This is a genomic window from Nitrospira sp. Vd2, assembly GCF_979581665.1.
The window spans coordinates 1-12,929 of sequence record NZ_CEFZSK010000034.1 but is presented as its reverse complement, the minus strand read 5'-3'; the positions used below and the strand labels follow the sequence as shown (position 1 = coordinate 12,929).

Sequence of the window (12,929 nt, the reverse complement as noted above, 5' to 3'; positions counted from 1 at the left end):
CGCCCAACCCGCCCGCGCGAAGTCTTACGGCGGGAAGTACGATGAAATCCGAAAGGACTTAGAGCGGCAACGAGTGGCCCTTCTGCATGAGGCCGGTGAAGCGTTCGCCCATCTACCCGAGTTCGCCTCGTTCCCCGATCTGACCGATCAGGCGTCCGCGGAAGTCGATTCGAACTTTGAATTGCGGCTGAAGGAACGGGAGCAAAAGCTGCTCAAAAAGATCGATGAGGCACTGGACCGAATTGCGACGAATACCTACGGGATCTGCGAACGGTGTGGAAACGAAATCCCGTTCAAGCGACTCAAAGCCCGCCCGGTGACGACGTTGTGCATCGAATGTAAGACGCAGCAGGAAGAAGAAGAGAAGATCCGCGGTTGATCGTTGAGCCTGAACCGGCCGCTTCTATCGCTTGAGCGCCTTCACGCGCTCCTTCGCCTTGGCCGCCCGATCCGCTTCCTCCTGAATCCCCTCGACCAGCGCTAAATACGTCTCGTATTCCTCGATGGCCCGCTTGGGATTGGTCGGCTCATACGCTTCCGCCAAGTTGTAGCGGGCGAGCGCGTAGTTGGGGCGGAGGGAAATCGCCTTCTCGAGCATCTTCACGCCTTTATCACGCTCGCCGAGTTTCAAATAGACCGTCGCGAGATTGTTGAGCACCTCTGGCGTATTCGGGTGGATGGTCAGCGAGCGTTCCATCTCCTCCCGCGCGCGTGCCAACTGCCCTTGTCCTTCATACGCGAGCCCAAGGCGATGGTGCGCCTCGGCTTCACGCACCTTGTCCGGCAGACCAAGGGCGAGCGCCTGCTGGTAGGCCTCGGCCGCGCGGGGGTATTCCCGCTCCCCGCAATAGCCAAGCTGTGCCGTCTCTCCACGTGCAAACTGCTGGAGCGCGGGAAAGCTGTCCTTTTCGGGTCGGTTCACCGGTGACACCTCTGCTTCCGCTCTCCGCAGCTGGAGGCGGGCGAGAAACTCGGGCCGGTAAGGCGACAATAATTTTTCATAAGGATCGATCGCAATCGAGGCCAATCGAAGCTTGGCATCACGCCCCTCGCCGGAGGTGACGTATTGCATCGTCGTTTTTTCATCACCGGTCCGATACAAGACGCCGCTGTTCATCACGTCATCCGCTGTAACCGATGCACCGGGCAGGTAAAATTCCATATCGGGCTTCAATTGTGAGAGCGTATCGCGCAACACCGGATAAGGCTTGAGCGGCAGCGGCTCGGGAAAGGCGAAGACTGCACCGATCAGTTGACCGTCTTGATCGAAGAAATAGCCCTCCTCGGCGTGCAGAATGCTTGTTGAAGGTGGCAGCTTTAACTCTTCTCCGGTTCCCCACTGCCGTGACTGAAAGCGGTCGAGGCGATGTTGTTCGAGAAAGGCCGGTTTCCTTACACACAGTTGCCCCGATGTCATGAACGGCAGATCGCTGGCGGACGGAGGAAGCGGCATGCGGGGGCTGTCCGCACAACCGGTGATCATGAAGACGATCAGAAGATAGGAAATCGCCACGAGGCGTGGCGCCATCAAAACAAGAAAGCCCCGACCGGATGATCGGGGCTTTTCAAAGAGGAACCAGCCGAGTGCCGTTGTTATTGCGTGCCGTAGGAACGATTCGGCCGCTGAGAATGCAAGCTCGCGTCTTCGGGGGTATAGCCAAACACCTCGGGAGAGCTCGACGCCAGCGAGTAGAGAGGCCGATTGAAGCCGTAGTCCAGGACAACGCCGATTGGATTCAACACAAATCCGAGCCATCGAATTGCGCTATCATCGACCGGGGACACTGCCACCGGGTCCGTATAGACGTAGGCCAGGCTGTCAAGCGGCCACGCCGTGCCTTGTTGGTACTGCCCATCGGTGCGGCTGCTGGCGCACCCAGCGGCCATCACGGCCACGAGCACAATGACGCCGATCAGTCGTCCTCTAGCCATGTTCAACCTCTCTTTTCCTCCAGCCTGGGTGAAAGTCTATATCCGACCCCAAATTTTGTCTAATGTTCGGCCGGGAGGAAAGGAGAAGAGGAACATGGTGGGCGATACTGGTATCGAACCAGTGGCCTCTTCCGTGTGAGGGAAGCGCTCTCCCACTGAGCTAATCGCCCACGCGAGCGCGAGTCTAGCACACGGCTTTTCTACGCGTCAAATCAGGGAAATTCGCCGATCCTCACCTTGACATCCCTTTTCATCGATCCTTAAAATGCCCCGTTCCATGCGCGACGATGTGGTGGTGATCGGGGGCGGGCTCGCAGGATCCGAGGCGGCATGGCAGGCCGGCAGCCGTGGTGCCAAGGTGACCCTGTACGAGATGCGCCCCAAGGAACCGACCCCCGCCCACAAGACCGGCCTCCTCGCCGAACTCGTCTGTTCCAATTCCCTCGGGTCGACCGACGTGGTCAGCGCTCCGGGCATTCTGAAAGAGGAGATGCGCCGGCTCAATTCTCTGATCATCACGGTCGCCGATTCGGTTCGCGTCCCGGCCGGCTCGGCCCTCGCCGTCGACCGCGATCAATTCGCCCGTCGGGTGACGCAAGCGCTCGAGGAGCACCCGAACATTCGGATCGTGCATGAGGAAGTGAAGGAAATCCCGCGCGATTGTGTCTGTGTGATCGCCACAGGCCCGCTGACCTCGGACAGTCTGGCCGCCTCGATTCGTGAATGCACGCACGAGAAGAGCCTGTACTTCTACGACGCGATCTCCCCGATCATTGATGCCGACTCGATTGACATGGACGTCGTGTTTGGCGCCTCACGTTACGAAAAGGGCGGCGCGGACTATTTGAACTGCCCCATGGACCGGCCGGCGTATGAGGCCTTCTATGAGGCCATGCTGAAGGCCGAGAAGGTCCAGCCCAAGGACTTCGAGAAGACTCCGTATTTTGAGGGATGTATCCCCATTGAAGTGATGGCCGAGCGCGGTCCGCAGACGATGTTGTTTGGTCCGTTGAAGCCGGTGGGGCTCGAAGATCCCCGGACAAAGACTCGGCCCTACGCGGTCGTGCAACTGCGCGCCGAGAATGCCCATGGCTCGTGTTACAACATGGTCGGCTTTCAAACCAAACTCACGTATCCGGAACAACGGCGGGTGTTTCGGATGATCCCCGGCCTTGAACGAGCAGAATTCCTGCGCTACGGCAGCTTGCACCGCAACACGTTCGTGAATGCTCCGCGCCTGCTCCGCTCCACGCTGCAATTGAAGATCAAGGGCACGACGTTCTTGGCCGGACAGCTCGTCGGCGTGGAAGGCTATACGGAGTCCGCCGCCATCGGCGGGCTTGCGGGCATCAACGCGATGCGGGGACTTGCCGGTCTTCCGTTGGTCACACCGCCGACAACGACGGCGCACGGCGCCCTCATTCAGTACATCACGACCTGCGAGCCGCAACATTTTCAGCCGATGAACACCAACTACGGTCTGTTTCCCCCATTGTCCGCCCGCATCCGGGACAAAGAGCAGAAGCGGCGGCTCATAGGCGAGCGTGCCCTAAAGGACTTTGACGAATGGACGACGCGATCCGGGCTTTCGTGACGTTTCTCACCGTCGAACGGAGAGCGTCACCGGAAACCGTTCGCGCCTACCAGTCGGACCTCCGCCAATTCCACGCGTTCCTCAAGCAGTCGTCTCAGCCTGATCGTCGGGCGTGGCACCCCGATGACGTTGATGCCCATGCGATCCGCGGCTTTCTCGCCTTCCTGGACCGCAGCGGGGAGAAGAAAAGCTCATTGGCGAGGAAATTGGCGGTCATCCGGGCCTTCTACCGCTTCCTGATCCGCGATGGAAGCCTACGGACGAGCCCCGCCGCCGAGGTTCGCACACCGAAACTTCCGCAGGTCCTCCCCCGCGTCTTGACGAAGGACGACGCCGGGGCCTTGATCGATGCATGTGAAACGGATGGCATCTTGGCACTGCGCAATCGAGCCTTGCTCGAGACGCTCTATTCGACCGGCATCCGCGTCAGCGAGTTGATCGGGTTGAACCGAGAAGATCTGGATCTCGATTCCGGGATGATTCGCGTCCGGGGCAAGGGCCGGAAGGAACGGCTCGTTCCCATCGGGATGCTGGCATCGTCCGCGGTGAGCGACTATTGGGCGGCGTTGCCTAAACACGCGCGGCCGGCCCGCACCGGCGAGGCTCCTGCCTTCCTAAACGCCCACCATCGCCGGTTGACGGCGCGCAGCGTCGAACGGATCGTGGCGGCGGCATCCAACGGGCTCGCATCCGGTCCCATCACCCCGCACACGCTCCGCCATTCGTTTGCGACGCATCTGCTGGACGAAGGAGCCGACCTGCGCGCGATCCAGGAACTGCTCGGGCATGCCTCCTTGGATACAACACAAAAATACACGCACGTCGCCCTGGATCGGCTGTTGAGCGTGTACGATCATGCACATCCCCGAGCGAAGCGCGCGGGGCGGCGGGACGGTCAGCCGGGATCGCCGCGATGACCATCCGATCGACCACGATCTTGTGTGTCCGTCGCGACGGCCGGGTCGCAATGGCGTCCGACGGCCAGGTGACGGTCGGCACGACGGTGATGAAGAGCAATGCCAAGAAGCTGCGTCGCCTGCACAAGGATCAAGTGCTCGCCGGCTTTGCGGGCGCGACCGCCGATGCCTTTACGCTCTTTGAGAAATTCGAGAGCAAGCTCGAGGAGTATCGCGGGAACCTCACGCGCGCCTCGGTGGAACTCGCGAAGGAATGGCGCACCGATCGCATCCTCCGCCGCCTGGAAGCCTTGCTGGCTGTCGCAGACAAGGAGCACGGCTTTATCATCTCCGGCACTGGCGATGTCGTGGAGCCGGAGGATACAATTCTCGCCATCGGGAGCGGCGGCCCGTATGCGCTCGCAGCCGCGCGAGGGTTGTTGCGGCATTCAACGCTGGACGCCCGAACGATCGTCGAGGAATCGATGAAGATTGCCGGCGCCATTGACATCTACACGAATCAACAGCTCGTCATCGAGGAACTGACTCGGTGAGCATCCCACGCCATACGGCTCTCGAGCCCCCTGCGCTCCCCAAGCGCCTGGATGAATTGACGCCGCGCCAGATCGTCGCGGAGCTCGATCGCTATGTCGTCGGCCAACGGGACGCGAAACGGATGGTCGCGATTGCGCTTCGCAATCGCTGGCGACGGCAGCAACTCTCGCCCGAACTCCGCGAGGAAGTGATCCCGAAGAACATCATCATGATCGGACCGACCGGTGTCGGCAAGACCGAGATTGCGCGCCGCCTGGCGAAGCTTGCCCATGCCCCGTTCATCAAGATCGAAGCCTCGAAGTTCACCGAGGTCGGCTACGTCGGCCGCGATGTGGAATCGATCATTCGCGATCTCACCGAGTTGGCCGTCACGATGGTGAAGACCGAGCATATGGAACGGGTGGAGCAGAAGGCCGAGGAGTTGGCCGAGGAGCGATTGTTGGACCTGCTGCTGCCGCCTTCGTCAACGAAGTCGATCGGATTCGACGACGTGTCCGCCGGCGGCGCCGACACGTCCGACACCACGCGCTCGAAACTGCGGCTCCAACTCAGGGAAGGCAAGCTCGATCACCGCTCCGTCGAGATGGAAGTCAAGGAGCGGGGCCTGCCCATCGGGGTGATTTCGAACGTCGGCGGCATGGAGGAATTGGAGAGCGGGCTACGCGATATGCTCGGCGGGCTGTTTCCGGGCAAGAAGAAGAAGCGGATCGTCAAAGTGCCCGAAGCCCTCAAGCTGCTCGCGCAAGAAGAGGCGCAGAAGCTGATCGACATGGATGAGGTGGTTCGCGAGGCCATTGCGAAGGTCGAAGAAACCGGCATCGTCTTTCTCGATGAGATCGACAAGATTGCCGGCCGTGAAAAAAGCGTCGGGCCGGACGTATCGCGCGAAGGCGTCCAGCGCGATCTGCTTCCGATCGTCGAAGGCTCGACAGTGAACACGAAACACGGCCCGGTGCGCACCGACCACATTCTGTTCATCGCCGCCGGCGCCTTTCACGTCTCGAAGCCATCCGATCTGATTCCGGAGTTGCAGGGCCGGTTCCCCATTCGGGTGGAGCTTGAACCGTTGACGAAAAGCGATTTCGTCCGTATTTTGACCGAGCCGCGCGGCGCGCTCGTGACGCAGTATCAGGCCTTGCTTCAGACCGAAGGCGTAACGCTGACATTCACGCCCGATGGGCTGGAGGAGATCGCCGCGACGGCCGTTCAGGTCAATGACCGGACCGAGAACATCGGCGCGCGCCGACTCTTCACGATCATGGAGCGGCTGCTCGAGCAGGTGCTGTTCGAGGGCTCGGAGCTGCCGACCCAAACGGTCATGGTCAACGCCGAGTACGTGAAAGCACGGCTCAAGGACATCGTGAAAGACGAGGACTTGAGCCGCTTTATTCTGTAGCGCTGGGGTCAACGTCGCCCGGAGGGAACGATGAACCGCATCATCAAGAAGGCCGATGTCCTCATCGAAGCCTTGCCCTACATCCGGACCTTCGCCGGAAAGACCGTCGTGATCAAGTACGGCGGCAAGGCGATGACGGAAGAGGCGCTGAAGGAAAAATTCGCACTCGACGTCGTGCTGCTCAAGTACGTGGGCCTCAACCCGGTCATCGTGCATGGCGGCGGACCGCAGATCGACCAGATGCTCGGGCGGTTGGGCCTCGAAGCCAAATTCCGCCAGGGCGTGCGCGTGACGGATCAGGCCACGATGGACATCGTCGAGATGGTGCTTGGCGGCAAAATCAACAAGGAGATCGTCACGCTGCTCAATCAGCACGGCGCGAAGGGCGTGGGGTTGACGGGCAAAGACGGCAATTTGATTTTTGCAAAAGCCTTGACCGCCAAAGCGTGGGCCGAGAGCCTCTACACGGAGCCGGACGGCTCACCCGAGGAGGATTTTGGGCTGGTCGGCGAGGTGCAAACGGTCAATCCGACCCTGCTCATGAAACTCCAGCAAGAGCACTTCATCCCGGTCATCGCACCGATCGGGACCGACAAGTCGGGGCGGACCTACAACATCAACGCTGACCTAGTGGCCGGCGCGGTCGCCGCAGCGCTCCGCGCCGAGAAGCTCCTCGTCCTCACCGACGTCAAAGGCATTCGCAATGCCAACGGCCATCACGTCTCGACGCTCACCCGGAAAGACATGCAGCGGATGGTCAAGAAGGGCACGATCAGCGCCGGGATGCTGCCGAAGGTCCACGCCTGCTTGATGGCTCTCGATGGCGGCGTGAAGAAGGCGCACATCATCGATGGGCGTATGCCGCACGCGATTTTGCTCGAGATCTTTACCGATAAAGGGATTGGGACCGAAATCCTGTCCTGAGCTCTCTGAACCTCAGCCGATCGGGTGAGCCACGAGCCGCTGAAAACCTGCCGGAAACTTCGCGGTCCGCACGGTGAACACAGGACAGGAGGCTTGCCGCAGCACGGATTCGGCCACGCTGCCGCTCATCCATCCCGTCGAGCCTCGTCGTCCCTGCGTGCCCATGACGATCAAATCGGCCTCCTCGGCCTTGGCGCCGGCCAGGATCGAGTCGGCGGGGATGCCGCCTCTGACGGATGAGGACACCGTCACGCCCTGGCCTTCCAGCCGGTCCGCGAGATCGGTCAGCCGCTGCTTCCATTGCTCCCGCGTCTTGGCTTCATTGTCGATCCCGCCCAAGCCGAGATCGAGATCATAGTAGAGCGGCTCGAGGACATGCACCAGGGTCAGCCTGGCATTGAACTTCTCCGCAAGGCGAGCGGCGTACTCGACGGCGTCGAGCGAGGGAACGGAGAAATCGACAGCCGCCAAGATCCGCCGAACCAACGGCGTGGCGCGGCTGTCGTCGGAACACGAGCGGATCACAAGCACGGGACAGGCCGCCGTTTTGACGACTCGCTCGACGGTGCTGCCGAGCAGAACGTGCTCCAGCGCGGTGCGGCCGTGAGTCCCGAGCACCACCAAATCCGCATTACTCTCCTTCGCCATGGTCGTGATCTGTTGACTCGGGATGCCGGCATCAATCGCCCACTGGGCGGTGACACCGGCCTCGGTCGCCCGTCGGAGCGCCTCCTCCAGTTGCCGTCTCGCAACCGCCTCACGCCCCTCGCTCTCTCCATCGGCGCTCAAGCGCCCGATCTCCGGGAATCCTTCGAGCACGTGCATCAGTGTGAGCCGGGAGGAGGTGGCGCCGGCCAGAAAAATGCCGTAGTCCCAAGCTTGCGCGGCACACGTGGAGAAATCGGTGGCGACGAGAATGTGGCGGAGAAGGGGGGCGATCATTAGGATCTCGTGGCCGAAGCCTACTCCAAGTCCGCGATGGTGTAAATCAGCAATGTCACTAGGCCCCTCTTCCTAGCTTCCCCCGGCCTTGACAGTGCCGTAGCGGTGCGCGATCGTGCGATCGGAGGAAGGATGCGGCGCCTCGCGGCAAAGACCAATGGGTTGATCATCGATGTGTTCGATCGCCTCGACTATTCGGCGCTCGCGAACATTTACTGTGACGAAGGGGGCACCGCGTTCTGGGAGGCGCGGCGCGAGCCGTGCCGAAAGCTCGGGATCGACCTCGCGGAGGTACTCCTCAACCGGCTCGCGTCCGGCGGCCGCAGCTTGTACGTGGGTGCGGGGGTCACGGAATTGCCTCTCCTGCTCATGGAAACACTCGAACTCGGCCGGACGGTCCACGCGTTCACGCTACGAGCAAATGAAGCGTCGGTGCTGAACGCCGCCTGCACGGGTCTCCCATTCCGCATTACCGCAGGCGATGCCCGTGATGCCGACGGCCGGTTCGATCATCTGTGCGTCATCAGTGTGTTGAATGACCCCGAACGATTTCCGGAACTCTCCGCGCTCTCCTACGGGCGCGCGAATCCCGTGGCGTTCGACTGCCAGCGGTTTGCACAAGAGCGGGCGCAGGTCCTCGATCTGGTCGATGCGTGTCTCCGCAGGCTGCGGCCGCCGGCGCTCGTCACGACATCGGTCGAGGAAATTCCGTGGCTCACGGACTGGTGTGAGCGACACGGGATGCAGTACGCCGTCGAGGAAGAGGACTACCCGACAGCCGTTGTGGAAGATCCGGTATGCCTGATCCGAGTCGAGGGAGACCCGCCGAGGCATAGCCCTTAAAATCCGACGCGCCGCCTCCCAGACCCGCCCATGTACTGCCGCGCGTACCCCACGTAGTTGTGGGCCGACTCGCGAAGCCAGGAGAGCTCGCCCTCGGTGAGCGGACGCTTCACTTTGGCCGGGGCACCGAGAATCAAGCTCTTCGGCGGGACCTTCGTGCCCTCCGTGAGAAGCGCCCCTGCACCGACAATGCAATCCTCGGCGACCTCGACGCCATCCATCAGAATCGCTCCCATTCCGATCAACACGCGATCGTGAACCGTGCAACCGTGCAGGACCACATGGTGTCCGACGGTAATGTCATCGCCCAGGGTCGTCGGATGGGTATCGTGGGTCACGTGAATCACGGACAAGTCTTGAATGTTGGTGCGCTTGCCGATGCGGATAGAGTTGACATCTCCCCGAATGACAGCGTTGAACCACACGCTCGATTCTGCCCCGATCACAACATCGCCGATCACGACGGCGGTCTCTTCGATAAACGCGCTCTCGGCGATGGTCGGAGTGATGCCTTGGAATGAGCGGATCATCGCTGGGCACTGTAGGCCATGCCGGCATGCGAATCAAGGCATCGCATTGACACCCTTTCCGGCCGTCCTGTACGCTGATCCGCATGCCCAAACAATCCTTACCGATCCTTCACACGGCTACTCCGCCGAGCGTCGGCTTCATCAATCTCGGCTGCACCAAGAACCAGGTCGACGCCGAAGTCATGCTGGGCTCGTTGGCGAGTCATGGCTTCAGGTTCACGACGAATGCCGACTCCGCCGAGGTCCTCATCATCAACACCTGCGGATTCATCGAAGAGGCCAAGCAGGAATCGATCAACACGATCATCGAGTATGGGGGCCTCAAGACAACCGGCGCGTGTCGCGTCCTGATCGCCGCCGGCTGTTTGGCGCAGCGGTACAAGGACGAGCTGCTGAAGGAGCTGCCGGAACTCGATGCGGTCGTCGGCACGGGTGAGATCGGTCGGATCGCGGAGATCGCGCGCGTGTTGTTGGGACCCGGACAAAAGCCCCGGCGTGTGTGGGCATCGCCGCCGCCCTATCTCTACGATGAACTCACGCCGCGCCTTCGCCTCGGCCGCCCGCACTCGGCGTACATCAAGATCGCGGAAGGCTGCAATCGCCACTGTACCTTCTGTGCGATTCCGTTGATGCGCGGCAAGCAGCGGAGCCGGCCCATTACATCGATCGTCGAGGAGGCCACACGCCTTGCGGCCGAGGGGGTCAAGGAGATCAATCTGATTTCACAGGACACCATCAACTACGGCGTCGATTTCGGCCTCCGCCATGGCTTGACCGCACTGCTCCGTGAGCTGGTGCAGGTGCAGGGCTTGCGGTGGATCCGTCCGTTCTATCTCTACCCCCAACAGGTTGATGACGAGCTCATTGCACTTTACGCGGGTGAAGAGAAGATCACGAAGTACATCGATATGCCGCTCCAGCATATCAACGACACGATGCTCAAGCGGATGCGGCGGGTGGGCGATCGGGCGTACATCACCAGGCTCGTGGAGCGAATGAGGGCTCGGATTCCGGGGCTCACATTCCGAACCGCGTTCATCGTCGGTTTCCCCGGCGAGACCGAAGCGCAGTTTCGGGAACTGAAACAGTACATGGCAGATATGGCCTTCGACCGGGTCGGCGTCTTCCTCTATTCGGACGAAGAAGGCACGCCGGCAGCCGAGCTGACGCGGAAAGTCACTCGCCGAAAGATGGAGGCCCGGCGGGCGGAGTTGCTCGAGCTTCAGGAATCGATTGCGTTGAAGAAGAGCCGTGGGTTGATCGCCCGCACGCTGGAAGTGATGATCGATGGGCCGTCCGAAGAAACCGAGCTGCTGTTGGCAGGCCGGCACGAAGGACAGGCGCCGGATATCGACGGGGTCGTCTACATCAACGACATTGCGATCAATGATATTGCGGATAGTGCGGCCGCTACACGGAGCGACCACATCGGGCTGATTACTCCACACACAATTCGCCGGGCAACGGCGATACAGCCTGCGTATCCCGCGCCCGGCGACTGCTACAAGGTGAAGATTACCGACGCCGCCGCCTACGACCTGATGGGGCACATCGAAGGATGACGAGTTTTCGAGATGCCTCCGCCCACGCCTTGCTTCTGCGGCAGAAGTAGCGCCGTCCCGTCGGTCTCCACCGGTTCATTTAGATCCTCACGGTCAAGAACAGGCTCGCGCCCCGCCGATTGATCAACAGTAAGGCCGGCTGATCCTTCTTGAGCGACGACGCCGCCTTCTCATAGTCCTTGATGGATTTGATCTCCTGACGATTGATCGCCTGGATCACGTCACCTTCCTTGAGTCCCGCTTCGCTCGCGGGGCTGTCCGGATCGATGTTCGTGACCACGACGCCTTTGGCTTTGTCGCTCAGACCCAGCTCACGCGCCGTCTGACGATCGAGCGGCTGCACCTCAATGCCCGCCAGCGCGGCCGACTCACCGGTCTCATCGTCCGCTTTCGCCATCTTCACCGTGTCCGGCTGCTCGCCGATCGTGACGGTCAACTCTTTCTCGCGACCGTCGCGCAGCACGGTGATGGTCGCCTTCGTGCCGACCGGCGTCGCGGTGACCAACCGCTGTAAAACAGCCGGGTCTTCAACGGGCGTGCCTTGGAACGTGATGATGACATCACCTTGCTTGAGCCCACTCTGCTCGGCGGGGCTGTCGCTGGTCACATCGCTGATCAAGACCCCTTTCACGTCCTTCAGTCCAAACGATTTGGCCAGGTCCGGCGTGAGGTCCTGGATCGCGACGCCCAGATACCCGCGTACGACCTTCCCAGTCTTCACGAGGCTCTCGAACACGGGCTTTGCCATGCTGGTCGGCACTGCGAAGCCGACGCCCTGGTAGCCGCCGGTCTGCGAGAAGATGGCCGTGTTGATCCCAACCAATTCGCCTTTGGTATTCACGAGCGCGCCGCCGGAATTGCCCGGGTTGATGGCGGCGTCGGTCTGAATGAAATCCTCATACTGGGTGATCCCCATTCGACCGCGGCCGAGCGCGCTCACGATGCCCAGCGTGACGGTCGAGTTGAGCCCGAAGGGATTCCCGACGGCCAGGACGTATTCCCCGACCTGCAGCTTGGAGGCGTCCCCCCACGCCACAGACGGCAGGTCCTTCCCGTCGATCTTGACCACGGCGAGGTCCGTCTTGGGATCCGTCCCGATCACCTTACCGGTGAACTCGCGTTTGTCCGGCAATGTGACGTGGACTTCTTTCGCGCCTTCGACGACATGATTATTGGTGATGATGTAGCCGTCAGGCGTGACGATCACACCGGAACCCATCCCGCCGCGGTGTGGCCCGCGCTCACCGAACGGACTCCGCTCGAAGGGCCCCTGCTTCGGCCCAAACCGCTTGGGGATCTCGAAACCAAAAAACTCTTCCATCTGATCCATGGGGCTGCGCCCCTCGCGGCCCTTCTGCTCGCGCACCAGCGTCTTGGCCGGCGTAATGTTCACGACCGCCGGGCGTACCATCTTCGCCACCTCGGGGAAGCCCGGTGCGACCTCCGTCCCCGCCGGGCTCATGGTGCTCGTCGGCGCCGCGACCGCGCCCGTCGGTGCAGCGGTCATGTGTCCGGTGAGAAACCCTGCCGAGCCCAGCATGAACAGGCCGGCTACTACGGCTACCGTCTTCATACGGAACCGAGAAACGTGACTGTCTGGCATAATCCTTCCCTCCTTGAACAACCAAGTTAACGTTCGACAGGACGGATCGTAGCAACGAAAGCTGAGAGGCGGATTAAGGAGGGATTAGAAGTTTTTAAGCTAGTGTCCTGTCTCTGAAGTACGTGGAATAAGTTGTGCATTGGTGGTGTCCT

13 protein-coding genes and 1 tRNA gene are annotated in these 12,929 nt (G+C 61.3%); 8 read left to right on the top strand and 6 right to left on the bottom strand.

Translation table 11 applies throughout. From position 1 onward, the window contains the following. Nucleotides 1-73 precede the first annotated feature (73 nt). The gene (locus tag AC1U7K_RS13350) at nucleotides 74-379 is read left to right on the top strand and encodes a TraR/DksA family transcriptional regulator (RefSeq protein ID WP_480251910.1); all 306 of its coding nucleotides are present in this window, start codon (nucleotides 74-76) and stop codon (nucleotides 377-379) included. Nucleotides 380-403: 24 nt separating this feature from the next. On the opposite strand, the gene AC1U7K_RS13345 is transcribed toward AC1U7K_RS13350, so the two are convergent. The 3 genes from AC1U7K_RS13345 to AC1U7K_RS13335 all read right to left on the bottom strand — a co-directional run bounded on the left by AC1U7K_RS13345 (nucleotide 404) and on the right by AC1U7K_RS13335 (nucleotide 2,102). Beyond that, nucleotides 404-1,528: a tetratricopeptide repeat protein gene (locus AC1U7K_RS13345; protein WP_480251909.1), complete on the bottom strand. Its 1,125-nt coding sequence runs from the start codon at nucleotides 1,526-1,528 to the stop codon at nucleotides 404-406. Between the two features lie 65 nt (nucleotides 1,529-1,593). After that, nucleotides 1,594-1,932 (bottom strand): hypothetical protein, encoded by a 339-nt coding sequence (locus AC1U7K_RS13340; protein WP_480251908.1) that lies wholly within the window; start codon nucleotides 1,930-1,932, stop codon nucleotides 1,594-1,596. A 95-nt stretch (nucleotides 1,933-2,027) separates the two neighbouring features. After that, nucleotides 2,028-2,102, bottom strand: a tRNA-Val gene (locus AC1U7K_RS13335). A 95-nt stretch (nucleotides 2,103-2,197) separates the two neighbouring features. Between AC1U7K_RS13335 and trmFO the strand changes: the two genes are divergently transcribed. The 5 genes from trmFO to argB are packed head-to-tail and all read left to right on the top strand — an operon-like array spanning nucleotide 2,198 to nucleotide 7,297. Further along, on the top strand, nucleotides 2,198-3,526 hold the full coding sequence (gene trmFO, locus AC1U7K_RS13330; RefSeq protein WP_480251907.1) for a methylenetetrahydrofolate--tRNA-(uracil(54)-C(5))-methyltransferase (FADH(2)-oxidizing) TrmFO: 1,329 nt from the start codon (nucleotides 2,198-2,200) through the stop codon (nucleotides 3,524-3,526). Beyond that, nucleotides 3,499-4,443, top strand: a complete 945-nt coding sequence (locus AC1U7K_RS13325; RefSeq protein WP_480251905.1) for a tyrosine recombinase XerC — start codon at nucleotides 3,499-3,501, stop codon at nucleotides 4,441-4,443. Before trmFO ends, AC1U7K_RS13325 begins: the two co-directional genes overlap by 28 nt. After that, entirely contained in the window at nucleotides 4,440-4,976 is a 537-nt protein-coding gene (gene hslV / locus AC1U7K_RS13320; RefSeq protein WP_480251904.1) for an ATP-dependent protease subunit HslV, read from the top strand. The genes AC1U7K_RS13325 and hslV overlap by 4 nt, the downstream gene beginning before the upstream one ends. Then, on the top strand, nucleotides 4,973-6,373 hold the full coding sequence (gene hslU, locus AC1U7K_RS13315; protein ID WP_480251903.1) for an ATP-dependent protease ATPase subunit HslU: 1,401 nt from the start codon (nucleotides 4,973-4,975) through the stop codon (nucleotides 6,371-6,373). Before hslV ends, hslU begins: the two co-directional genes overlap by 4 nt. A gap of 30 nt (nucleotides 6,374-6,403) precedes the next feature. Beyond that, a complete protein-coding gene (gene argB / locus AC1U7K_RS13310; RefSeq protein ID WP_480251902.1) occupies nucleotides 6,404-7,297 on the top strand; it encodes an acetylglutamate kinase in 894 nt (297 codons plus the stop codon). A gap of 12 nt (nucleotides 7,298-7,309) precedes the next feature. On the opposite strand, the gene AC1U7K_RS13305 is transcribed toward argB, so the two are convergent. Then, nucleotides 7,310-8,239 carry a universal stress protein gene (locus AC1U7K_RS13305; RefSeq protein ID WP_480251901.1) on the bottom strand — a complete coding sequence of 310 codons (930 nt, stop codon included), beginning with the start codon at nucleotides 8,237-8,239 and terminating at the stop codon, nucleotides 7,310-7,312. A gap of 132 nt (nucleotides 8,240-8,371) precedes the next feature. Between AC1U7K_RS13305 and AC1U7K_RS13300 the strand changes: the two genes are divergently transcribed. Beyond that, nucleotides 8,372-9,082, top strand: a complete 711-nt coding sequence (locus AC1U7K_RS13300; RefSeq protein ID WP_480251899.1) for a hypothetical protein — start codon at nucleotides 8,372-8,374, stop codon at nucleotides 9,080-9,082. On the opposite strand, the gene AC1U7K_RS13295 is transcribed toward AC1U7K_RS13300, so the two are convergent. After that, nucleotides 9,079-9,612 (bottom strand): gamma carbonic anhydrase family protein, encoded by a 534-nt coding sequence (locus AC1U7K_RS13295; RefSeq protein WP_480251898.1) that lies wholly within the window; start codon nucleotides 9,610-9,612, stop codon nucleotides 9,079-9,081. The two genes, AC1U7K_RS13300 and AC1U7K_RS13295, sit on opposite strands and share 4 nt — an antisense overlap. A gap of 83 nt (nucleotides 9,613-9,695) precedes the next feature. On the opposite strand from AC1U7K_RS13295, the gene rimO reads away from it, so the two are divergent. Further along, complete coding sequence (gene rimO, locus AC1U7K_RS13290) at nucleotides 9,696-11,174, top strand: 30S ribosomal protein S12 methylthiotransferase RimO (RefSeq protein WP_480251896.1); 1,479 nt, start codon at nucleotides 9,696-9,698, stop codon at nucleotides 11,172-11,174. A gap of 79 nt (nucleotides 11,175-11,253) precedes the next feature. Here the strand turns inward: rimO and AC1U7K_RS13285 are convergent, their stop codons facing one another. Further along, on the bottom strand, nucleotides 11,254-12,747 hold the full coding sequence (locus tag AC1U7K_RS13285) for a DegQ family serine endoprotease (RefSeq protein ID WP_480251895.1): 1,494 nt from the start codon (nucleotides 12,745-12,747) through the stop codon (nucleotides 11,254-11,256). Nucleotides 12,748-12,929: the final 182 nt, after the last annotated feature.